This window comes from Stutzerimonas decontaminans (assembly GCF_000661915.1).
Lineage (GTDB): Bacteria > Pseudomonadota > Gammaproteobacteria > Pseudomonadales > Pseudomonadaceae > Stutzerimonas > Stutzerimonas decontaminans.
Map to the genome: position 1 here is coordinate 3,091,350 of NZ_CP007509.1, position 19,593 is coordinate 3,110,942.

19 protein-coding genes are annotated in these 19,593 nt (G+C 61.4%); 8 read left to right on the top strand and 11 right to left on the bottom strand.

Annotated features, from left to right (window positions below):
• Nucleotides 1-62: 62 nt before the first annotated feature.
• Together UIB01_RS14125 and dinG are read right to left on the bottom strand one after the other, a co-directional pair.
• Complete coding sequence (locus UIB01_RS14125) at nucleotides 63-1,211, bottom strand: EstA family serine hydrolase (protein ID WP_038661707.1); 1,149 nt, start codon at nucleotides 1,209-1,211, stop codon at nucleotides 63-65.
• A gap of 113 nt (nucleotides 1,212-1,324) precedes the next feature.
• On the bottom strand, nucleotides 1,325-3,469 hold the full coding sequence (gene dinG / locus UIB01_RS14130; RefSeq protein ID WP_038661710.1) for an ATP-dependent DNA helicase DinG: 2,145 nt from the start codon (nucleotides 3,467-3,469) through the stop codon (nucleotides 1,325-1,327).
• A gap of 86 nt (nucleotides 3,470-3,555) precedes the next feature.
• On the opposite strand from dinG, the gene UIB01_RS14135 reads away from it, so the two are divergent.
• The gene (locus UIB01_RS14135; protein WP_038661713.1) at nucleotides 3,556-4,020 is read left to right on the top strand and encodes a CopD family protein; all 465 of its coding nucleotides are present in this window, start codon (nucleotides 3,556-3,558) and stop codon (nucleotides 4,018-4,020) included.
• Between the two features lie 63 nt (nucleotides 4,021-4,083).
• On the opposite strand, the gene UIB01_RS23540 is transcribed toward UIB01_RS14135, so the two are convergent.
• A complete protein-coding gene (locus tag UIB01_RS23540; RefSeq protein WP_500812328.1) occupies nucleotides 4,084-4,722 on the bottom strand; it encodes an OmpA family protein in 639 nt (212 codons plus the stop codon).
• 132 nt (nucleotides 4,723-4,854) lie between these two features.
• On the opposite strand from UIB01_RS23540, the gene UIB01_RS14145 reads away from it, so the two are divergent.
• Together UIB01_RS14145 and UIB01_RS14150 are read left to right on the top strand one after the other, a co-directional pair.
• Nucleotides 4,855-5,352: a DUF6231 family protein gene (locus tag UIB01_RS14145; protein WP_038661718.1), complete on the top strand. Its 498-nt coding sequence runs from the start codon at nucleotides 4,855-4,857 to the stop codon at nucleotides 5,350-5,352.
• Nucleotide 5,353: 1 nt separating this feature from the next.
• Nucleotides 5,354-5,839 (top strand): YchJ family protein, encoded by a 486-nt coding sequence (locus UIB01_RS14150; protein WP_038661721.1) that lies wholly within the window; start codon nucleotides 5,354-5,356, stop codon nucleotides 5,837-5,839.
• 57 nt (nucleotides 5,840-5,896) lie between these two features.
• Here the strand turns inward: UIB01_RS14150 and fpr are convergent, their stop codons facing one another.
• Entirely contained in the window at nucleotides 5,897-6,673 is a 777-nt protein-coding gene (fpr, locus tag UIB01_RS14155; RefSeq protein ID WP_038661724.1) for a ferredoxin-NADP reductase, read from the bottom strand.
• A gap of 113 nt (nucleotides 6,674-6,786) precedes the next feature.
• Here fpr and UIB01_RS14160 point away from each other — a divergent pair, with 113 nt between their 5' ends.
• Nucleotides 6,787-7,713: a LysR family transcriptional regulator gene (locus UIB01_RS14160; RefSeq protein WP_038661727.1), complete on the top strand. Its 927-nt coding sequence runs from the start codon at nucleotides 6,787-6,789 to the stop codon at nucleotides 7,711-7,713.
• Between the two features lie 29 nt (nucleotides 7,714-7,742).
• Here UIB01_RS14160 and erdR read toward each other — a convergent pair whose 3' ends face one another.
• Complete coding sequence (gene erdR, locus UIB01_RS14165) at nucleotides 7,743-8,393, bottom strand: response regulator transcription factor ErdR (protein WP_038661730.1); 651 nt, start codon at nucleotides 8,391-8,393, stop codon at nucleotides 7,743-7,745.
• A gap of 245 nt (nucleotides 8,394-8,638) precedes the next feature.
• On the opposite strand from erdR, the gene UIB01_RS14170 reads away from it, so the two are divergent.
• Nucleotides 8,639-9,550: a DMT family transporter gene (locus UIB01_RS14170; protein ID WP_038661733.1), complete on the top strand. Its 912-nt coding sequence runs from the start codon at nucleotides 8,639-8,641 to the stop codon at nucleotides 9,548-9,550.
• A 12-nt stretch (nucleotides 9,551-9,562) separates the two neighbouring features.
• On the opposite strand, the gene UIB01_RS14175 is transcribed toward UIB01_RS14170, so the two are convergent.
• Nucleotides 9,563-10,273 carry a tRNA-uridine aminocarboxypropyltransferase gene (locus tag UIB01_RS14175; RefSeq protein WP_038661736.1) on the bottom strand — a complete coding sequence of 237 codons (711 nt, stop codon included), beginning with the start codon at nucleotides 10,271-10,273 and terminating at the stop codon, nucleotides 9,563-9,565.
• A gap of 129 nt (nucleotides 10,274-10,402) precedes the next feature.
• On the opposite strand from UIB01_RS14175, the gene UIB01_RS14180 reads away from it, so the two are divergent.
• A complete protein-coding gene (locus UIB01_RS14180; RefSeq protein ID WP_038661739.1) occupies nucleotides 10,403-10,801 on the top strand; it encodes a quorum-sensing-regulated virulence factor family protein in 399 nt (132 codons plus the stop codon).
• Nucleotides 10,802-10,856: 55 nt separating this feature from the next.
• Here the strand turns inward: UIB01_RS14180 and UIB01_RS14185 are convergent, their stop codons facing one another.
• A complete protein-coding gene (locus UIB01_RS14185) occupies nucleotides 10,857-13,271 on the bottom strand; it encodes a phosphoketolase family protein (protein ID WP_038661742.1) in 2,415 nt (804 codons plus the stop codon).
• 132 nt (nucleotides 13,272-13,403) lie between these two features.
• On the opposite strand from UIB01_RS14185, the gene UIB01_RS14190 reads away from it, so the two are divergent.
• Complete coding sequence (locus UIB01_RS14190; RefSeq protein ID WP_038661745.1) at nucleotides 13,404-14,813, top strand: MBL fold metallo-hydrolase RNA specificity domain-containing protein; 1,410 nt, start codon at nucleotides 13,404-13,406, stop codon at nucleotides 14,811-14,813.
• 110 nt (nucleotides 14,814-14,923) lie between these two features.
• Nucleotides 14,924-16,015 (top strand): LOG family protein, encoded by a 1,092-nt coding sequence (locus UIB01_RS14195; protein WP_038661748.1) that lies wholly within the window; start codon nucleotides 14,924-14,926, stop codon nucleotides 16,013-16,015.
• 105 nt (nucleotides 16,016-16,120) lie between these two features.
• Here UIB01_RS14195 and recX read toward each other — a convergent pair whose 3' ends face one another.
• The 4 genes from recX to UIB01_RS14215 form a co-directional block, all read right to left on the bottom strand.
• Complete coding sequence (gene recX, locus UIB01_RS14200; RefSeq protein WP_038661751.1) at nucleotides 16,121-16,585, bottom strand: recombination regulator RecX; 465 nt, start codon at nucleotides 16,583-16,585, stop codon at nucleotides 16,121-16,123.
• A gap of 5 nt (nucleotides 16,586-16,590) precedes the next feature.
• Nucleotides 16,591-17,634 (bottom strand): recombinase RecA, encoded by a 1,044-nt coding sequence (gene recA, locus UIB01_RS14205; RefSeq protein WP_038661754.1) that lies wholly within the window; start codon nucleotides 17,632-17,634, stop codon nucleotides 16,591-16,593.
• Between the two features lie 83 nt (nucleotides 17,635-17,717).
• Nucleotides 17,718-18,215, bottom strand: coding sequence for a CinA family protein (locus UIB01_RS14210; protein ID WP_038661757.1), 498 nt, complete (start codon nucleotides 18,213-18,215; stop codon nucleotides 17,718-17,720).
• Between the two features lie 103 nt (nucleotides 18,216-18,318).
• Nucleotides 18,319-19,434, bottom strand: a complete 1,116-nt coding sequence (locus UIB01_RS14215) for an acyltransferase family protein (RefSeq protein WP_038661760.1) — start codon at nucleotides 19,432-19,434, stop codon at nucleotides 18,319-18,321.
• Nucleotides 19,435-19,593 lie beyond the last annotated feature (159 nt).

Sequence of the window (19,593 nt, forward strand, 5' to 3'; positions counted from 1 at the left end):
TTGAAATTGTGGACGCAAGCCCTTCTTTTGAAAAGCCTGCCTAATCAGAAGTGACGAGTGGTTCATCGCATGCATTTTGCGACGCAACGCGCCAGGGCTTGTGCACGCGGATCCATCATCACATAGGGCCCGAGGGTATTGGTCACAAAACCGAACGCCAGCTGCCGATCTGGATCCGCAAAACCGACGCAGCCCCCGGCACCGGGATGACCGAAGGCCTGCGCGCCCATGCCAAAGGTGGCGTTGGCAACCTGCGGCTGATCTAGCCAGCAGCCCAAGCCGAAACGCGTGACCGCCAGCAGCGTGCGATCTGCTCCGGCGCTGTGCTCGCGCGTCATTTCGCGCAGCAGTGACTCATCAAGCAACTTACCCTGCAGAAGGCCAGTGTAGAACCCCGCCAAGGAACGAGCATTGCCGTGACCATTGGCAGCCGGCTGCGCCATGCGGCGCCACTCGGGCTTGTTGCCGCTGCTCATGATCGAAGGCGGGTTATTGAACGCTCTGGTACTGACTGCACCCGGTTCACTCATCAGCGTCTTGAACAGCCGCTGCGCGGCGGCGTCGCCGAAGTCGTTCTTTGTCCGAGTGAGATAAGCGACACGGTGGGCATCGGCGTTATCCAGTCCGACGTGAAAATCCAGGCCGAGCGGCTCAGCCGTACGACGAATGATCGACACGCCGGGGCCGCAGCCATCAACGCGGCGCAGCAATTCACCAACCAGCCAGCCATAGGTCATCGCGGCGTAGCCCTGATCGGTGCCAGGCTTCCACCATGGCTCTTCGGCAGCCAGCGCAGCGGTCATGATGTCCCAGTCATACAGCGCCTCTGCGGCCAATGCTCTACGAATCGCCGGCAGCCCCGCGCGGTGACAGAGCAGCTGGCGAAGGGTAATGGCGGCTTTGCCATTGGCAGCGAACTCCGGCCAGACACGCGCGACAGGCTCGTCCAGCTCCAGCTTGCCCTCCTCGACCAGCTGCAGCGCAGCTACCGCGGTGAACGTCTTGGTACAGGAAAACAGGTTGACCAGCGTATCGCTGTGCCAGACGTGATCGCCCTGATTGTCGGCAACGCCTGCCCAGAGATCGACGACTGTTTCTCCGGCGATCTGCACGCAGAGCGCTGCACCGCGCTGCTGGGTGCCGTCGAATAATGCACTGAACGCTTCACGAACCGCCTCGAAGCGAAGATCGAAATAGCCTTGAACCTGCACGCTGCCACCCTCTTGAATTCAACAACCTGCATTCTTGCAACCGGCGCCAGGCAGGGGAATCGGCAGACGGCACAGTGATGGAGATGCATTGCGGACGGTTATCGCCGGCCAGGTCAACCGATCTCGCGGCGAAACGGCGGCAGCGCATTGAGAATCGCCTTGCCGTAGCGCTGCGTTACCACCCGTCGGTCGAGCAGCGTGATGATTCCGCGATCCGCCTCGGTACGCAACAGACGCCCACAGGCCTGCACCAGCCGCAGCGAGGCATCCGGCACCGCGATCTCCATGAAGGGGTTGCCGCCACGCGCTTCGATCCATTCCGCCAGCGCCGCCTCGACCGGATCATCCGGCACGGCGAAGGGGATCTTGGCGATCACCACGTGCTCGCAGTAGGCCCCAGGTAAGTCCACACCTTCGGCGAAGCTTGCCAGGCCGAACAGCACGCTGGACTCGCCATCGTCCACCCGCGCCTTGTGTTTGTTCAGCGTTTCCTGCTTGGACAGGTTGCCCTGGATCAGAACGCGCCGGCGCCAGTCACGCTCCAGGCCGTCGAATACATCCTGCATCTGCTTGCGTGAGGAGAACAGCACCAGCGTTCCCCGCGCGCCTTCGACCAATGCCGGCAATTCGCGAACGATCGCCGCCGTGTGCGCTGCGGCGTCGCGCGGATCAGCCTTGAGATCCGGGACCCGCAGCACGCCGGCATCGGCATGGTGAAAAGGACTCGGCACCACGGCAGTGACGGCACCCTTTGGCAAGCCGGCGCGCATACGGTAGCGATCGAAGCTGTTAAGTGCGGTAAGCGTCGCCGAGGTCACCAGTGCGCCGAAAGCGACGTTCCAGAGATTGCGTCGCAGTGTTTCGGCAGCGAGGATCGGGCTGGCATTGACCTCGATGTCGAACAAGGCGCCACCATCAGCCAGCGTCAGCCAACGCGCCATCGGCGGGCTGTCTTCCGGGTCCTCGACGGTGAACGCAGTCCACAACTCCCAGTTGCCCTGCGAGCGTGTTAGCAGACTGCCGAACAACGGATACCACTCCTCAGCTTGATGACTGGCGATCCCGCCACCAGTTTCGCCATCCATCGCCTCCTTGAGCAGCTCGGCGATACGAGTGAACAGATCGGTAAGCTTGGCGAAGCCCTTCTTCAGCTCGATTCCCAGCTCGATCAAGTGCTCCGGCACCACGCCACCGACGAAGCGATGCCGTGGCCGCTCACGGCCTTCCATGTCTTCACCGGCTTTGAAGTCGGCGAGCTGCTCGCACGCGCTGAACATGAACTGCTGCTGTGTACGCAGTTCTCGCGCAAGTTCTGGGATGCCTTCGACCAGCCGACCGAGTTCGCCCGGCAGCGGATGCTGCGCGAGCAGCTTGGTAAGATTCTTCTCGACCTGCCCCAGCCAGTCCGCCGTCGAGCGCAGCCTGGTGAAATGGGCGAAATGACCAATAGCCTTGTCAGGCAGGTGATGACCCTCGTCGAAGACATAGATCGTGTCACGCGGATCGGGCAGCACCGCGCCGCCACCGAGCGCAAGGTCTGCCAGGACCATGTCGTGGTTGGTGACGATCACATCGACCTTGGTCATGCCCTCCCGGGCTTTGTAGAACGCGCATTGTTGGAAATTGGGGCAATGCCTGCCCGTGCACTGGCTGTGATCGGTAGTCAGCTGCGACCAGTCCGAATCACCCAGCTCCTCGGGCCAGCTGTCTCGATCGCCATCCCAGCGATTACCGGCGAGCTTTTCGATCATGCCGCTGAACAGCTTCTGGCTGCGCTCATCGACCTCGATACGAAAGCCTTCCTCCTCGAACAGCTGGGCGGTGGCACTCTGCGCCTGACCTTCCTGCAACAGCATGTCCAGCTTCGACAGGCAAAGGTAGCGCCCCCGCCCCTTGGCCAACGCGAAGCTGAAGCTTAGCCCGCTGTTGCGCATCAGGTCCGGCAGATCCTTGTGCACGATCTGCTCCTGCAGGGCCACGGTCGCGGTGGCGATCACCAGCCGCTTGCCTGCCGCCTTGGCAGTCGGAATCGCAGCCAGGCTGTAGGCCACGGTCTTACCGGTACCCGTACCCGCCTCGACCGCAACCACCGCCGGCTCGCTATCACGACGACCCTCATCATCCGTCTTGATGGTGCCGAGCACCTTGGCCACCTCTGCAATCATCAGACGCTGGCCATAGCGGGCCTTGAGCCCCTTGGCTTCGAGAAAACGGGTGTAGGCGCCCTGGATCTGGGACTTGAGTTCGGTGCTGAGCATGGGCGCGGAGCTGTATATATTTTCAGTATTTCAATCGGGCGGCTATGATAGCGCGCGTTCGCTCAACCGCCACCGGAGATTTGCCCATGACACCCTTCGCCTTGCTTTACGCACTGCACGTACTCGCCGCGACGGTGTGGGTGGGCGGCATGTTCTTCGCCTGGATGGTGTTGCGTCCGGCAGCTGTAGCGATGTTGCAGGCGCCGGAGCGGCTCAAGCTGTGGGCTGACGTATTCCGGCGCTTTTTCGTCTGGGTCTGGGTAGCGGTGCTGGTGCTACCGGTGAGTGGAATTGGCATGTGGCACATGCGTTTCGGTGCGCTGGAAAGTGCGCCGCGCTACGTTCACATCATGACTGGCCTGTATCTCGTGATGCTGGCCCTTTTTCTACGCATACAGCTGCTGCAACTGCCCGCGCTGAAAGACGCGGTCAATGCCGACCGATGGCCCGAAGGTGGCGCGGTACTCGGCCAGATTCGCCGCCTGGTGGGCATCAACCTAGTGCTGGGCATGCTGGTGATTGCACTGGCCAGTGCCCGCCCGCTGTTCTGACGACTCAAAAACGAAGCAGCCGGGCGCAAGGCCCGGCTGGTAGTAGTACAGCCTTCAATCAACTCAAGGGCGCGCTTCGACTTCAGCCTCTACACGACGGTTGATCGCACGACCTTCTGCGGTAGCGTTATCCGCAACCGGGCGCGATTCACCATAGCCAACCGAATTCACTCGACTGCCCTCGACACCGTACTGGTTAACCAGAACTTCACGCACGGCATTCGCGCGGCGCTCGGAAAGACGCTGGTTATAGGCATCGGTGCCTACCGAGTCGGTATGACCTTCAAGCACGGTAGTGGTCTGGCGGTACTCCTTCATGAAGTCGGCCAGATTCTGGATGTCGCCATAGCTGTCCTGCTTGACCACGTCACGATCGAAGTCGAACTTGACGTCCAACTCGACGCGCACCGGCTCGGACGCAGGCTCTGGTTCCGGCTGAGACTGAGGCATTGGCTCGACCGTTTCTACGACCGCGACGGTTTCCTCCTCCATCCCATTGGCCCAACAATAGGCCGCCGCAACGCCACCACCGATCAGCGCACCCCAACCTGCGTAGGAGCTACTCTCAATAGCCCCAAGAGCGGCACCGGTCACACCACCTACGGCCGCACACGTCGGCCAGTCCTGTTTCTGCACGCCTGCACAACCGGCCAGGAACGTGGTCATGACAATAACGGGTACTGCTGTCCGTAATGTACTCATCGATCAAAACCTCCAGTGTGGACATTCAGCCAGAACCGCCACGCACGGGAGTCCGGGTGGCTCCGGTTACTTTCAGACTAGGCCGACAAACGGCACCGCGCTAGTCTTCAACTTTGAAACGAGGATTCTCGATTGACTGAAAACCCCGTGTTGCACACGCCACAGCAAGCGCTTGCGGCGATGCTCGACCACTATGCCCCTTCTCGACTGCTGCACGTCGGGCGCAGCGATCAACCCGCTCTGGCTGCCTACGCCGAATGTCATCCAGAGTGCCGGCTTGAGCGCACCGATGTTGCGCCACTGCCTGAGGAACTGGCAAAGCAGCGTTACGACCTGGCGTTGTTCGCCGATTGTCTGGAGCATCTGCCCAAACGGAGCGGGCTGGAGCTGCTCGGTAGCGTCCGTAACCTGAATGCCAGCCGTATGGCGGTACTCGTCGATCTCGACGCCTGCGAATGGCAGAGCACCGACTTCTATGCTCTGGCACTGCAGGTCAGCGACCGTTTTCAGCGCGACGGACAGACCTTGACGCTCTTCACCTACGACCTACTGCAATACAAGCAGGTTCCGGACTGGCTGAATGCCAGGTTCTGGGCAAACCCCGAAATGTTCGGCAAGTACTGGTGGTGACATGAGCGAGCCACAGCAACCCAACTCTAACTGCCCATGTGGCAGCGGCAATGCGTTTGATCAGTGCTGCGGCCGTTATCACGCCGGTACGCCTGCCCCCAGCGCCGAGTTGCTGATGCGTTCGCGCTATAGCGCCTACGTGCTGGGGCTGGTTGATTATCTGCAGGCGACGACGCTGCCTGCGCAACAGGCGGCATTGGACCTTGAAGGAATACGGCGCTGGAGCCTGGACAGTACCTGGCTGGGGCTGGAGGTGAACGACACCGCAGTACTCGGCGGCAAGCCGGAGCATGCCTTGGTTACCTTCACCGCCCGCTGGCATGATCAAAGTGGTGAACATGCGCATGAGGAACGTTCGGCCTTCGTTCAGTGCGACGGAAAATGGTATTTCATCGATCCGACCGTACCGCTGAAGGCCGGGCGCAACGATCCCTGCCCCTGCGGCAGCGGGGCAAAGTTCAAGAAATGCTGTGCGGCCTATGTCTGACCCCTGGGGACGGGGCGAGACAGCCGCCGCGCGAGGCGGCGGCCTGGAGCAGAAGCGCTATTTTTCGACGAAGGCGCGTTCGATCAGATAGTGCCCCGGGTCGCCCATACGCGGCGACACGCTCAGGCCGAAGCTGTCCAATACCTGGCTGGTTTCGTCCAGCATGCTCGGGCTTCCGCAGATCATCGCACGGTCGTCCTGCGGATTGATTGGCGGAAGACCTATATCGCTGAACAACTTGCCGCTGCGCATCAGCTCGGTCAGGCGCCCCTGATTCTCGAACGGCTCACGGGTCACGGTCGGGTAATAGATCAGTTTTTCCTTTACCGCCTCACCAAAGAATTCGTTCTGCGGCAGGTGCTCGGTTATGAACTCGCGATAGGCAACTTCATTAACGTAGCGAACCCCATGCACCAGTACTACTTTTTCGAACCGCTCGTAGGTTTCAGGGTCTTGGATGACACTCATGAAAGGCGCCAGCCCTGTCCCCGTGCTTAGCAGATAAAGGTGCTTGCCGGGCAGCAGATCATCGAGCACCAGCGTTCCGGTCGGCTTGCGGCTGACCATGATCTGGTCGCCCTCCTGCAGATGCTGCAGCCGTGAAGTCAGCGGGCCGTTCTGCACCTTGATGCTGAAAAATTCCAGGTATTCCTCGTAATTAGGACTGGCAATGCTGTAGGCGCGCATGAGCGGGCGGCCCTCGACCTCCAGGCCGATCATCACGAACTGACCGTTCTCGAAGCGCAGGCCGGCATTACGGGTAGTCTTGAAGCTGAACAGCGTGTCGTTCCAGTGGTGCACACTAAGAACGCGCTCTACGTTCAGGTTGCTCATGTTGCGAATTCCTCATGGTGTCGCGACGGGCGTCGTTACGTGGCGCCAGTCTAGTCATAGCTTTATTATTCGTTAAATGGATAATAAAGATATAGGTTATCGGTTATATAGATATGCATTTTACGCTCCGCCAAATCGAAGTGTTCGCCGCTGTGGCCCGACAAGAAAGTGTCTCGCGTGCTGCGGAAAGCCTGTCGTTATCGCAATCGGCAACCAGCACGTCGCTGGCCGAGCTCGAGCGTCAGTCCGGCTGCCAGCTGTTCGACCGAGCCGGCAAAAGGCTCTGCCTGAACGCACTTGGACAGCAGCTGTTGCCGCAAGCGGTCGCCCTGCTCGACCAGGCGCGAGCCATCGAGGATCTGCTAAACGGCAAGAGTGGCTTCGGCTCGCTGGCCGTAGGCGCGACGCTGACCATCGGCAACTACCTCGCGACTCTGCTGATCGGCAGCTTCATGCAGCGTCATCCGGAATGTCGGGTGAAGCTGCACGTACAGAACACGGCGCATATCGTGCACCAGATCGCCCAACATGAACTTGATTTGGGTTTGATCGAGGGTCAGTGCCAGCACCCGGACCTGGAAGTCCAGCCGTGGATCGAGGATGAGCTTGTGGTGTTCTGCGCGCCGCAGCATCCGCTGGCCGGACGCGACAGGGTGGGTCTGGAAGAATTGACGTCCGAAGCCTGGATTCTTCGCGAACAGGGCTCGGGCACCCGCATGACCTTCGAACAGGCCGTGCGTCATCGACCGGGCAAACTTAACGTGCGACTGGAGCTGGAGCACACCGAAGCAATCAAGCGCGCGGTGGAATCGGGACTGGGCATCGGCTGTATCTCGCGCCTGGCACTGCGCGATGCTTTCCGCCGCGGCAGCCTGGTGCCGGTGACAACGCCAGAACTGGACCTGCGGCGCCAGTTCTACTTCATCTGGCATTCGCACAAGTACCAGACAGCAGCCATGCTCGAGTTTATCGGGCAATGCCGGGCAATGACCTCAGGAGTCCGCCGCAGCGATGAGATCAACCTGCCGCCAATTGCGTGAAGCGCCGAGTTCCCGCCCGACTCACCCTTTTAGCTGGTTGGAATCGAGCCCATCTGTTGCAGTAACAAGGCGGCCTGAGTACGGGTTCGTACGCCCAACTTGCGGAAGATTGCCGTCACATGGGCCTTGATGGTTGCTTCGGAAACATTGAGTTCGTAAGCGATCTGCTTGTTCAGCAGACCATCGCAGACCATCGTCAACACACGGAACTGCTGTGGTGTCAGGCTGGCGAGCCCTGCGCTGGCCGCCTTGGCTTCATCGCTGACGTTAGCCACATCCTGGATATTGCTCGGCCACCAGACGTCACCATCCAGCACCGCGCGCACCGCCTCTTGGATGGTTTCCAAGGAGCTGGATTTTGGGATGAAACCGCTGGCGCCGAACTCACGGGAACGCGCGACAACCGCCGCGTCTTCTTGTGCCGAGATCATCACCACCGGCAGATGCGGGTATTGCCCGCGCAACAGTACCAGCCCGGAAAAGCCGTAAGCCCCTGGCATGTTCAGATCCAGCAGGACCAGATCCCAGTCGGCACCCTGGTTCAGAAAGGCTTCCAGTTCAGCGATGCTGGCCGCCTCCACCAGGCGTACATCTTCCCCCAGCCCCATGGTCAGCGCCTGCTGAAGCGCACTGCGGAACAGCGGATGATCATCGGCAATGATTATTTCGTAAGCAGCCATTGGCAGACCTGTAGTTTTTATTGGCGCTTTTAATCGGCTTGAGCAGCCGATGCCGACAAGATGACGGCAGAAACCCCAAGAAATTGCTTCGGGGACGGTCCGATGTGGAAAAATCAGCCGGCCGTACCGAATATCGGCCGCCCGCCACAACAAATCAAGCGGCGCAAGCATGCCCACCGATGAATAAGTGGTCAAGCGCGGCGCTTTGTAGCAAAGTCTCCGACTTTTCCGGAACGAGCTGAAACATGCGTAGCCAAGCCCTCCGCGCCGACTTCCTGATGCTGATCACCGCCATGATCTGGGGCACCGCCTTCGTCGCCCAGCGCATCGGCATGGACAACATCGGCCCGTTTCTTTTCACCGGCCTGCGATTCGCCCTCGGTGCGCTGGCGTTACTGCCTCTGGTGATCTATCAGGGCCGGACCAAGGCTCGCCACGAACCGTTCCTGCAGCGCGGCCTGCTCCTCGGCGGGCTGAGCATGGGTCTTGCCCTGACGCTGGGAATCAACCTGCAGCAGGTCGGGCTGTTGTTCACCAGCGTAACCAATTCCGGCTTCATCACCGGTCTTTACGTGATCGTGGTGCCGCTACTTGGACTGATCATCGGCCACAAGACCGGGCTCGGCACCTGGCTCGGTGCGTTTCTCGCGGTTGCCGGCATGGCACTGCTGAGCATCGGTGAAGATTTCACCGTGGCTTCAGGCGACTGGATACAGCTGGCCGGCGCCTTCGTCTGGGGCGTGCATGTGCTGCTGGTGAGCTTTTTCGTCAGCCGCCACGACGCGATCCGCCTGGCCTTCCTGCAGTTCGCGACCTGTGCGGTGGTGAGCCTGTTCCTGGCTCTGATTTTCGAGGAGATCAATCCAGACAGCATCTGGCTTGCCGGCCCCGCCCTCATCTACGGCGGTCTGTTTGCGGTTGCCGTCGGCTATACGCTGCAGGTCGTCGCGCAAAAGCACGCGATCGCCTCCCACGCGGCGATCATTCTTTCGCTGGAAGCAGTGTTCGCAGCCATCGCCGGCGCGCTGTTCCTCGAGGAAAGCCTGACTCTTCGCGGCTACATGGGCTGCGTACTGATGTTCATCGGCATGCTGGCTGCGCAACTATGGCCACGCAAGCCAGAACCGCTGACTACGGCCACTCCCGCCAAGGCCTGACAGGTATGCGTCTCAGGGCGCCGGTTTCAATGCCAGATGGGCGCCGTTATGCTGGTCCGGCTGGCGATGATACTTGGCACCCAGGTAGTGCTCGGTAAACACATCGAGCCAGGCATCCAAGGTGTTCGCTGCAACCGAGTCGCCGGCCAGGTCCAGGCAGAGGGCGGCGACCTCGGCGGTACACAGATGATCGCTGCGGGTCGAACGCCGCAGGCGGTAGCGTGATAGCGCTTCAGGTTGCAGGCTGAGCACCGGCAGGCCATCAAGGTACGGGCTCTTCCGAAACATCTTGCGTGCTTCGGTCCAGGTCGCATCCAGCAGGATGAACAGCGGACGCTTGCCCGGTTGCCGCTTGACCTCACCGACCACCCGCCGCGCCTCGGCATACTCTCCTGGAAAGATCACCAGCGGCTGCCATTGCGGATCGGCCAGCAGCGCCAGCAGCCGCGGATCGACACCGGTGCGTTGCCAGGTGAAGGCGAAGGTATCGGGGACCACATCGGCAATCAGCCAACCCGTGTTGCTCGGCTTAAGGGGCTCGATATCGTGCATCAGCAGGCAGACGCCACAATCGCTATCGATTCTCGGCAACCATGAACAGAGACAATGACTGTTCGGCACTCGGCAGCGAGCGCATCGTGGCGCGCGCGAGCCACGGGCAACGAAGGGCTTCAGGCTTTTCGCCAGACGCTCGTCACGCAGGCGGGCTACGGCATGGGGCATGGATCGACTCGAAGGGTTGACGACGAAGCGCGGCAGTCTACCAGCGCCCAAGCATCTGCCGCGCAGTATCGGTAAATGAACCGCACCCCAGCCAGCCGGTCGAAATAGCGCAGTCATAAGGAGACCGCCATGTACCGTCTGACCACCCTGCTCGCTCTGAGCCTCGCTCTACCCGTTGCCCACGCCGCCTCGCTGCAAGAACAGCAGCTGAGCCAGTTGCTCGATCAGGTTGCCCGCGAAAGCAGCGTCGGCACGCCCCGTGCGATCAACGAAGACATCCTCGACCAGGGTTACACCGTGGAAAACAATCAGCTGGTCAATCACCTCAGCGTGCAGCCGCGGCATGCGGCGCAGATGCGCGATAACCCAGCCGACGTACGCAGCCAGCTTGCGGTCAGCGTCTGCGGTAACGAGGGACTGCGCAAGCTGATGAGCCAGGGCGCCGTGCTGCGCTACGACTTCAGTGAGTACCAGAGCAACAAGCCCATCGCCAGCGAACGCTATACGGCTGCCGACTGCGGCCTGTAAGTGCGCAAAAGCGGGCGGCGGCTCAAGTCCGCACGCCCGCCAGGATTCCCCAGTCTCAATCGGCTTCCCGCAGTATTGCCGGATCGCCCTTACCCGCCACCGCGGCAGCTTCGTCCCGAGTAAGTAGTGCCGTGCGCGGCACATTGCGTAAACGGGCGCAGGCCGCCAACACGTTGGCCCAACTGGCGCGATTGGCGAACTGCATACCGAACTCATCGAGCGTGCCGCCGCGGTTGCGATAGCCGAGTGCCGAGCACTTACGCGCATCAGGGAGGATCGGCCAGAGGTGACCACGGGCCACCTCCGGGCGCATGTGAGTCAGCAGCACACGCATCTCCATCTCATCGGGGAACAAGCGTTCTGCCACACCATCGCTGGCTCTGGCCTCAACCTCCCAATGATCGCGCGGTCCGCGGAAGCGACCCGGTTCCTGCAGATAAACCAGCCGGTAGGCACATTCAGCCTCCTTGAGCCGCTTGGCAGCGCGGAGCATTTCTCCCAGCTGGTAGCTACCGTTGGCGATCAACAACAGCGCCTCGCTACCCGGCTGCTCTTCAACCACGATGGCACCGTCGCGAGCCAACTGTTCGGACTGCTCTCGATCGAAACAGCACGGCCGTTCACGCTTAGGCATGACCAGGCAAGCGAGTTCGCCACGCGCCTGATAGATCGACGGCAGCAGCGCCAGAGTGCTGTTGTGGTCGGCTGGGAACAGCACCCGGACCATGTCGCTCATCTCACCCAGCAGCGCCTCGCAGAAGGTGGTGTCCTGGTGCGATTGCTGGTTCTTGCCATTCTCCCAGGTATGCGAAGTCGCGATCAGAGGCCAGCCTAACCAGCCTGCCGGTCGGCCGATCTCCTTTTGCTGGCGGGAGAAGATGATGCTCTGGCGCACCACACCGAGCATCTTCACGCAGAAGGCCTCGTAGCTGGCCACCAGATTCAGTCCGCCCTGGTTGGCCAGACAGGCGGAAACCACCGCCTCCTCGTTGAGCGCAGTGATGATCGCCCCGTCGATTGCCTCAAGCTCGCTCTCCGGTTCGATTACCCGATGCTTGAGCGCCTTGAGCACGCCACCCAGCCGATTGCTCGCCAGCTCATCGGGGTTGCCGACCCGCGGCCGCAAAGAGGGATTGGCCTCGGTCAGCTCGACGAAGAACCGATCGACGGCAGTCATTGGTGAGCAGCCCTCGTCGCGGTAATTCAGCTTCGGAATGACTGGCGCTTGCGGTCGGCGCAACGCCAGCGGGTTGTCACGTTCGAGTACTCGCCCCTGGCGATTGCGCACGAATAGCTCCAGCGCGGCGTCCAGCTCCGGCTGAGGGACGAATAACCGCGCGGCATGCTCATTGAACAGATCGCGGGACTCGCTATCCAGCCGTGGGTTTCCGGGAAGCGGGAGGTTATGTGCGGCATTACTGCCTGCACCGTAGAAGCCGAACCCTTTCACGGTTTCGGCGATGCCGTACGGCATCGGCAATGGGTAGTTGAGAATGCCGCGCGCTTTTTCTTCCACGCGACGCTCCAGGCGCAGCTCCATCTCCCACAAGGTCGCCACGAATGCGGCTGGATCGCGTCCGTCGAACGGCATCGGATCGAAACCGCACTGGCTCAGGTGCTGCCGGAAATCTTCCAGCCCCTGCTCGGTGCCCAGGGCCGTGCGCTGTTCGATACGCCGCCCGTTGGCAATCATCACCGGCAGCGCGACACCGCAATCTTCGGCGCGCCACCAGCGTGGTATCCAGTCACTGCCGCGCTGCTCCTCCGCCGCGCCATCGGAAAGAAAGGCAACAAGGGTCTCGCCAGGCAGAGGCATGTGCGCGTACTGCAGCTCGGCGAAACCAAGATAGCCGCCCTCGGCGATGCCACCGGCAGTATGCGGATTGACGTGGCTGCCGAGAGGCGCGAGTGGACTGCCGTCGGCCGCCTGACGGTAACCGTAGAAGTCCTGCAACAGGCGATTCATTCCCGTCTCGCCGCCTCCATAGGCCTGCGCCTGCTCCGGGTGCAGATTGCCAGTCAGCAGATTCAGAGCGTCGACCGCGGCCACGCAGTGCCCCTGCCCCATCAGCCAGGCACGGGTGCGCCCGGTTAGCGCATTGAGGGCGAGGTAGCCGGCATAGGCCGGCACCATATTCAGTGCACCGCCGGTATGCCCTTCAGGATTGCGCTTGAAATCATCGGCAGCCAAAGGCGTACCGTCCAGATGCACATGCTGCGCATAGGTCATGTGAACGACCAGCCAGAGACCGGCACTGGCAACGTGATCCACCGCCTGCAGCAGCCGATAGACGCTGGCCAGATCCGGCTGATGCCCAGCCTGCACCAGCTGATGGGCCAGACGGAACACCGCCGCCTGGGTCTCCAGCCCATGCTCGAACGGGCCAAAACCACCGCGCCAGGCGGCAAATTCCGGTTCGGCTTGTGCGTGTTGATCCAGCTCGACGAGGCTGGGCAGTAGCTGACTCATGGGATCACTCCGTTGGTAAGCGGGTTGTGCTGTAGTCTAGGCAGGGCTCGTTTCGCTATCTCTGATATGTATCAAGTCACCAGGGCAGCCGAGCGGGCAATGTGGACATCATCGTACAGACAGGAAGGCAACATGGCTTTGCTCAGTTTTCTCGGCGCCATTCAGCAGGTAACCGGCTCCTGCTATCTCATTGAGACCCATGACGGCGTCAGGGTTCTGCTTGAATGCGGCATGCATCAGGGTCGCCGAGAAGAGGAAAGCGACAATCGCGCGGCCTTCGCTTTCGACCCCAAAACGCTGGATGCGGTCGTACTGTCCCACGCCCACATCGACCATAGCGGCCTGCTGCCTCGCCTGGTTGCCCTCGGCTACCGTGGCCCGGTGCATTGCACCGAGGCAACAGCCGAGCTGCTGGAGCTGATGCTGTTGGACTCGGCGCAGATCCAGGAAAAGGATGCCGAATGGGAAAACAAGTGGCGCGCGCGCATCGGCAAACCGATGATCCAGCCGTTGTATACCCGTGTCGATGCCGAACGCATGCTGAGCCAGCGTGCGCCCCATGCCTACGGCGAAACCTTTGAGGTTGCCCAAGGCGTCGTCGTGACCTTCCATGACGCGGGCCATATCCTCGGCTCGTCCATTGTGCAGATGGACGTCAGCGACCACGGCAGAACGCGTCGCCTGGTGTTCTCCGGCGACCTGGGCAATGCCTGCTCGCCATTGATGCATCCGCCAACCGTGCTCAAGGAAGCCGACGTTGTGCTCATGGAGTCCACCTACGGTGATCGCGACCACCGCAGCCACGAAGACACCATCGAAGAGCTGGCCGGCATCCTGCAACAGGCCCACCGCGACGGCGGCAATGTGCTGATGCCTTCCTTCGCCGTCGGACGGACCCAGGATCTGATCTATTACCTCGGACGTTTCTACCGCGAAGGCCGTCTGCCGCAGCAGGCGGTGTTCCTCGACAGCCCGATGGCCATTGGTGCCAATGCCATCTACTCGCATTACAAGGATCAGCTCGATCTCAACGGCATCGACACCGCCCTGAGCGGGACCAGCAGCAAGCTGTACGCCGAACGCTGGCTGCCAATCCTCAAGCCCACACCGACTCCCGAAGAGTCGATGGCCATCAACCGCTTCAAGAGCGGTGTGATCATCATTGCCGGCAGTGGCATGTGTACCGGCGGGCGCATCCTGCACCACTTCAAGCACAACCTCTGGCGCGAGGAATGCCACCTGGTGATCCCAGGCTTCCAGGCCCGTGGCACCCTCGGCCGTGCCATCGTCGACGGCGCCGGCAGCGTCAAGCTGCTGCACCAGCGCATCGCCGTGAACGCGAAGATCCATACGCTTGGCGGTTTCTCTGCCCACGCCGGGCAATCGCAGCTGATCGACTGGGTAAGCAACTTCGAAAATCGGCCCGAGCTTTATCTGGTCCACGGGGAGCTGGAAAAGATGCAGGTGCTGCAACAGGCGATTCGTGACCGCCTTAACTGGGAAGCGCGGATACCGGAGCCCGGCGATCGAATCGCCCTCTGAGGCGACCAGGCCGAAGCCGTCATGGCTTCGGCCTCTTGCTAGAGGCTCGGCTTGAGCCAGCAAGCTGCAGGCTATAGCCTGAACGCGACGCCCATACATGGAGAAGTTGTATGTCTTTCGATCCGGACGATTACCTGTCGCGACACTTCAAGACCAGTGGCGCCGAGCTGGAAAGCAAGATCGACGAACTGGCTGCCATGGTCGTCTCCGAAACCAGCCCCAATCTGCCGCTGTACCGGGAAATGCTGGTGACCGTAACGCGCATGGCCCAGGCTGATCGCAGCCGCTGGGACGCCAAGATCCTGCTGCAAACGATGCGCGAGATGGAGCATGCCTTCAGCCGCCTGGATCAATTCAAGCGGCGCCGCAAGGTCACGGTATTCGGCTCCGCGCGCACTCCGGTTGAACATCCGCTGTATGCGCTGGCCCGGCAACTGGGCACTACCCTGGCGCACTACAATTTCATGGTCATTACCGGCGCTGGTGGCGGGATCATGGCCGCCGCGCACGAAGGCGCCGGGCGCGACAACAGCCTCGGTTTAAACATCACTCTTCCCTTCGAGCAGCACCCGAACCCGACCGTGGGCGGCACTGACAATCTGCTGTCATTCCACTTCTTCTTCGTGCGCAAGCTGTTCTTCATCAAGGAAGCCGACGCCCTGGTGCTCTGCCCCGGCGGGTTCGGCACACTGGACGAGGCACTGGAGGTGCTGACTCTGATCCAGACCGGCAAAAGTCCGCTGGTGCCGGTGGTACTACTCGACGAACCAGGCGGCACTTACTGGAAGGACGCGCTGCAGTTCATGCGCGGTCAGCTGGAAGAGAACCGCTACATCCTGCCCAGCGACATGCGCCTGATGCGCCTGGTTGACGATGCGGACGAAGCCGCGAAGGAGATTGCCAACTTCTATCGCAACTTCCACTCGAGCCGCTGGCTGAAGGACCGCTTCGTCCTGCGCATGAACCATCCACTCACCGAACAGGCAATGGAATACCTGAACGACGAGTTCACCGATCTATGCGTGAAAGGCGTGTTCGAGCAGCAGAACTGCTGTGAATCGGAACTGGACGAACCGGAACTGCAGCGCCTGCCGCGGTTGAGCTTCATCTTCAACGGCCGCAACCACGGACGTTTGCGAGAGCTGACCGACTTCGTCAACGAGCCGGCCAACTGGGCAGCTCCGCTGGCGACCGAAGACTGAAGCCGTGAGCGGAGCGTGTGGCTGCCATGAACACAGCCACACGCCAGCGGCGTTACGGCGATCTGCCGACACAGCGTGAGCCATCAGGCGAGGTGCTTCTGCGCTTCAATCAACCGAACTGCCGCCGCGCAGCAACCGGCTGATCAGCTCTAGCGAATAACCGCGATAGCTGAGAAAACGTCCCTGCTTGGCCCGCTCCTTTGCATCGGCGGGCAACTGGCCGAACTTGCGCTGCCAGAGTTCACGCAGCTGCTCGTTCCAGTCGAAGCCACTGTCGCGCAGGGCCTGCTCGATATCTGCCCTGGGCAGGCCACGCTGAGCCAGCTCTTCGCGGATGCGCAACGGCCCGTAGCCGGCATTGGCCCGGCTTCTGACAAAGCTTTCGAGATAACGGGATTCGGATAACAGGCCCTGCTCGCAGAGGCGATCCAGGGCCTGCTCGATCAAATCAGGCGGGGCGCCACGCTGGCGCAGTTTGCGAGCCAGCTCGACGCGTCCATGTTCGCGTCGAGCCAGCAGATCCATGGCCGCCCGCCGCACTGCGACGGGATTATCGAGCACGGCTGGCATATGGATCAGAGGTCGGCGTCAGCCAGATCTTCGCTGGCCACGTTCGCCTTGCTGCCGCCGGAGACCACCAGCAGCTTGTTACGGATCTGCTGCTCAATCTCCTGACCGATTTCCGGATTGTCTTCCAGGTATTTGGCGGCATTGGCCTTGCCCTGGCCGATCTTGTTGCCCTTGTAGGCATACCAGGCGCCGGACTTCTCGACCAGGCCTTGCTGCACGCCAAGGTCGATGACTTCGCCACTGCGGTAGATGCCCTTGCCATAGAGAATCTGGAACTCGGCCTGACGGAACGGTGGCGCCACCTTGTTCTTCACGACCTTGACGCGGGTTTCACTACCGACCACTTCGTCGCCTTCCTTCACCGCGCCAGTACGACGGATATCCAGACGGACCGAGGCGTAGAACTTGAGAGCGTTACCACCGGTGGTGGTTTCCGGGCTGCCGAACATCACGCCGATCTTCATGCGGATCTGGTTGATGAAGATGACCAGGCAGTTGGCGTTCTTGATGTTGCCGGTGATCTTGCGTAGCGCCTGAGACATCAGACGTGCCTGCAGGCCGACGTGGGTATCGCCCATCTCGCCTTCGATCTCGGCCTTGGGCACCAGCGCCGCCACGGAGTCGACGATGATCACGTCAACCGCGTTGGAGCGCACCAGCATGTCGGTGATTTCCAGTGCCTGCTCGCCGGTGTCCGGCTGCGAAACCAGCAGGTCGTCGACATTCACGCCCAGCTTGCCGGCATAGTCCGGGTCCAGCGCGTGTTCGGCATCGACGAAGGCGCAGGTAGCGCCCATCTTCTGCGCTTCGGCGATCACCGACAGGGTCAGAGTGGTCTTACCGGAGGATTCCGGACCGTAGATTTCGACGATACGGCCCTTAGGCAGGCCGCCGATGCCAAGCGCGATGTCCAGGCCCAGCGAGCCGGTAGAGATGGCCGGAATGGCCTGGCGATCGTGGTCGCCCATGCGCATCACTGCGCCCTTGCCGAACTGCTTTTCGATCTGGCCCAGGGCTGCAGCCAAGGCGCGCTTCTTGTTCTCGTCCATCAAATCCTCACTTGATCAAGAGGGCCGGAGGCCACAACAACTGTATAAGTAGACAGTATTAGAACATAGGCGATTTTGCTCGCCTAGCCCCGAACCGGTTTTTCTCCGACCGTCAGTGCGATCAACCCTTGCAGCGCGGCCGCTACCGTCTGCTCGCGCACGGCCTGCCGATCGCCGCTAAACAAGTGATGCTGCGCATATACCTGAGCGCCATCGGCCCAGGCGATCCACACCGTGCCCACGGGCTTCTCAGCCGTACCACCACCGGGCCCAGCCACGCCGCTGACCGCCACCGCAAAGCGCGCTTCGCTGTTGCGCTGTGCACCGCGCGCCATGGCCTGTACCACCTCCGCGCTGACAGCGCCAACCTGCTCGAACAACTCTGCAGGCACGCCAAGCTGGCGCGTCTTCTGGGCATTGGAATAGGTGATGTAGCCCACCTCGAACCAGGCCGAGCTGCCGGCAATACGGGTGATGGCCTCGGCGATCCCGCCACCCGTGCAGGACTCTGCCGTGGTGATCTGGGCGCCGAGGCGCTGCAGCTCTTCGCCCAGGCGTGCCGCCAGTTCAGTGAGATTCATCGGTGCTCCGCGCAATCCTCAAAGGTGGCCCACACCCTACACCAGTAAATCGCAGAGTTCAGCCCGCCTCGATCGTGGCTGGCCGGACGGCCCCCGCACCCGATCATCGAGCATCCTGGTGAACAGGCAGAGCGATGTGTTCACTGATCCGCCGTCCGCGACGACTCACCACTGCATCGCCATAACGCTGAATGGGGTCGGCGAGGGTGCGTTTCACGAAGAACCCGAACAGCGTCAGCACCATCAGCATTGCAGCGATATACAGCGGCCCCGGAAGGGCCAGATCGCCCGCACCAAAGCCCAGACGTTCGGCAATCGCAAATACCGACGGATGGGAGAGAAAGAGGATGTATCCGACGCCGCCAAGCGGCGCTAGCCAGCGCAGTTTGTTGCCACTGATGCGCGTGGCACCCAGGAACAGCGTAACCCCCACGCCATAGCTGACGCAGTAGCGATACCAGGTTTCGCCGAAGCCCGTGTCACGCGAGTAGGCAAGCACGCAGATCGGCAGCAGGAACAGATAGAACAGCCCGACCGCGATGCGAGCATAGCGTCCGGTATCTGCGGCTCGACCGTTGTCGGTTGATCGCCACAAGGCGCCGAGAAAACACACGCTCAGCATCAACGGCAGGGCCACCGGCAATTTCATATCAAGCTTGTAACGCATGAAGGCCAACGACAGCGTGAACAGGTATTGCGCGAGCAGGAACAGCAGATCCCGTTTTGCAGAGCCACCGAGCCGCAGCGCGAAGATCAGGATGCACAGTACGTAGAACGTGAGCTCGATCTGCAGCGTCCAGTACAAGCCGATCACGTTGTCGACGAACACGAAGCCTTGCAGCATCGTCGCGTTGATGGCGATGACAGTCGGACTGAATACTTTGGCCGGATCGTCCCAGGGGAACATGACGCCGAGGAACAGCGACAACCAGTACAACGGGAACAGCCTGAAAAAACGCTGATAGGCGAATGCCGCGATAGGTCGCTCGTATCGGCCGCGACTCTTGTAAAGCGCGGCCACGACGAAGTAACCGCTCAGCGCGAACAGCACCAGCACGCTTGTTTTGCCGACATCCAGAACCATCTTGCTGACGCTGAACAGTAGGCCGGTCACTTCGTCGAAATGGCCGTCGCGCTTCATTTTTGCGATCAGATGGGAATAGGCAACGCACAATGCCGCTACGCCGCGCAGGGCATCGAGACCGAGTAGTCGGGACATGTCTGCTCTCACTTTGGCCAGGGGGAGGTCGCCAGAGTTACCGCAGGGAACTGACGCGAGGGGTTAACGCACGCATGCGCTCGCCGTTCGTCAGCAGCAGCTGATGAAGCAGGAACGACACGAGGCAGGAACGACGATCGGGCAAGCTACCGCAACAGG

What these genes read in the sequence shown, in the direction of transcription:
- dinG (WP_038661710.1), bottom strand. Translation starts at nt 3,469, where the DNA reads ATGCTCAGCACCGAACTCAAGTCCCAGATCCAGGGCGCCTACACCCGT.
- UIB01_RS14135 (WP_038661713.1), top strand. Translation starts at nt 3,556, where the DNA reads ATGACACCCTTCGCCTTGCTTTACGCACTGCACGTACTCGCCGCGACG.
- UIB01_RS23540 (WP_500812328.1), bottom strand. Translation starts at nt 4,722, where the DNA reads ATGAGTACATTACGGACAGCAGTACCCGTTATTGTCATGACCACGTTC.
- UIB01_RS14150 (WP_038661721.1), top strand. Translation starts at nt 5,354, where the DNA reads ATGAGCGAGCCACAGCAACCCAACTCTAACTGCCCATGTGGCAGCGGC.
- fpr (WP_038661724.1), bottom strand. Translation starts at nt 6,673, where the DNA reads ATGAGCAACCTGAACGTAGAGCGCGTTCTTAGTGTGCACCACTGGAAC.
- UIB01_RS14160 (WP_038661727.1), top strand. Translation starts at nt 6,787, where the DNA reads ATGCATTTTACGCTCCGCCAAATCGAAGTGTTCGCCGCTGTGGCCCGA.
- erdR (WP_038661730.1), bottom strand. Translation starts at nt 8,393, where the DNA reads ATGGCTGCTTACGAAATAATCATTGCCGATGATCATCCGCTGTTCCGC.
- UIB01_RS14170 (WP_038661733.1), top strand. Translation starts at nt 8,639, where the DNA reads ATGCGTAGCCAAGCCCTCCGCGCCGACTTCCTGATGCTGATCACCGCC.
- UIB01_RS14175 (WP_038661736.1), bottom strand. Translation starts at nt 10,273, where the DNA reads ATGCCCCATGCCGTAGCCCGCCTGCGTGACGAGCGTCTGGCGAAAAGC.
- UIB01_RS14180 (WP_038661739.1), top strand. Translation starts at nt 10,403, where the DNA reads ATGTACCGTCTGACCACCCTGCTCGCTCTGAGCCTCGCTCTACCCGTT.
- UIB01_RS14185 (WP_038661742.1), bottom strand. Translation starts at nt 13,271, where the DNA reads ATGAGTCAGCTACTGCCCAGCCTCGTCGAGCTGGATCAACACGCACAA.
- UIB01_RS14190 (WP_038661745.1), top strand. Translation starts at nt 13,404, where the DNA reads ATGGCTTTGCTCAGTTTTCTCGGCGCCATTCAGCAGGTAACCGGCTCC.
- UIB01_RS14195 (WP_038661748.1), top strand. Translation starts at nt 14,924, where the DNA reads ATGTCTTTCGATCCGGACGATTACCTGTCGCGACACTTCAAGACCAGT.
- recX (WP_038661751.1), bottom strand. Translation starts at nt 16,585, where the DNA reads ATGCCAGCCGTGCTCGATAATCCCGTCGCAGTGCGGCGGGCGGCCATG.
- recA (WP_038661754.1), bottom strand. Translation starts at nt 17,634, where the DNA reads ATGGACGAGAACAAGAAGCGCGCCTTGGCTGCAGCCCTGGGCCAGATC.
- UIB01_RS14210 (WP_038661757.1), bottom strand. Translation starts at nt 18,215, where the DNA reads ATGAATCTCACTGAACTGGCGGCACGCCTGGGCGAAGAGCTGCAGCGC.
- UIB01_RS14215 (WP_038661760.1), bottom strand. Translation starts at nt 19,434, where the DNA reads ATGTCCCGACTACTCGGTCTCGATGCCCTGCGCGGCGTAGCGGCATTG.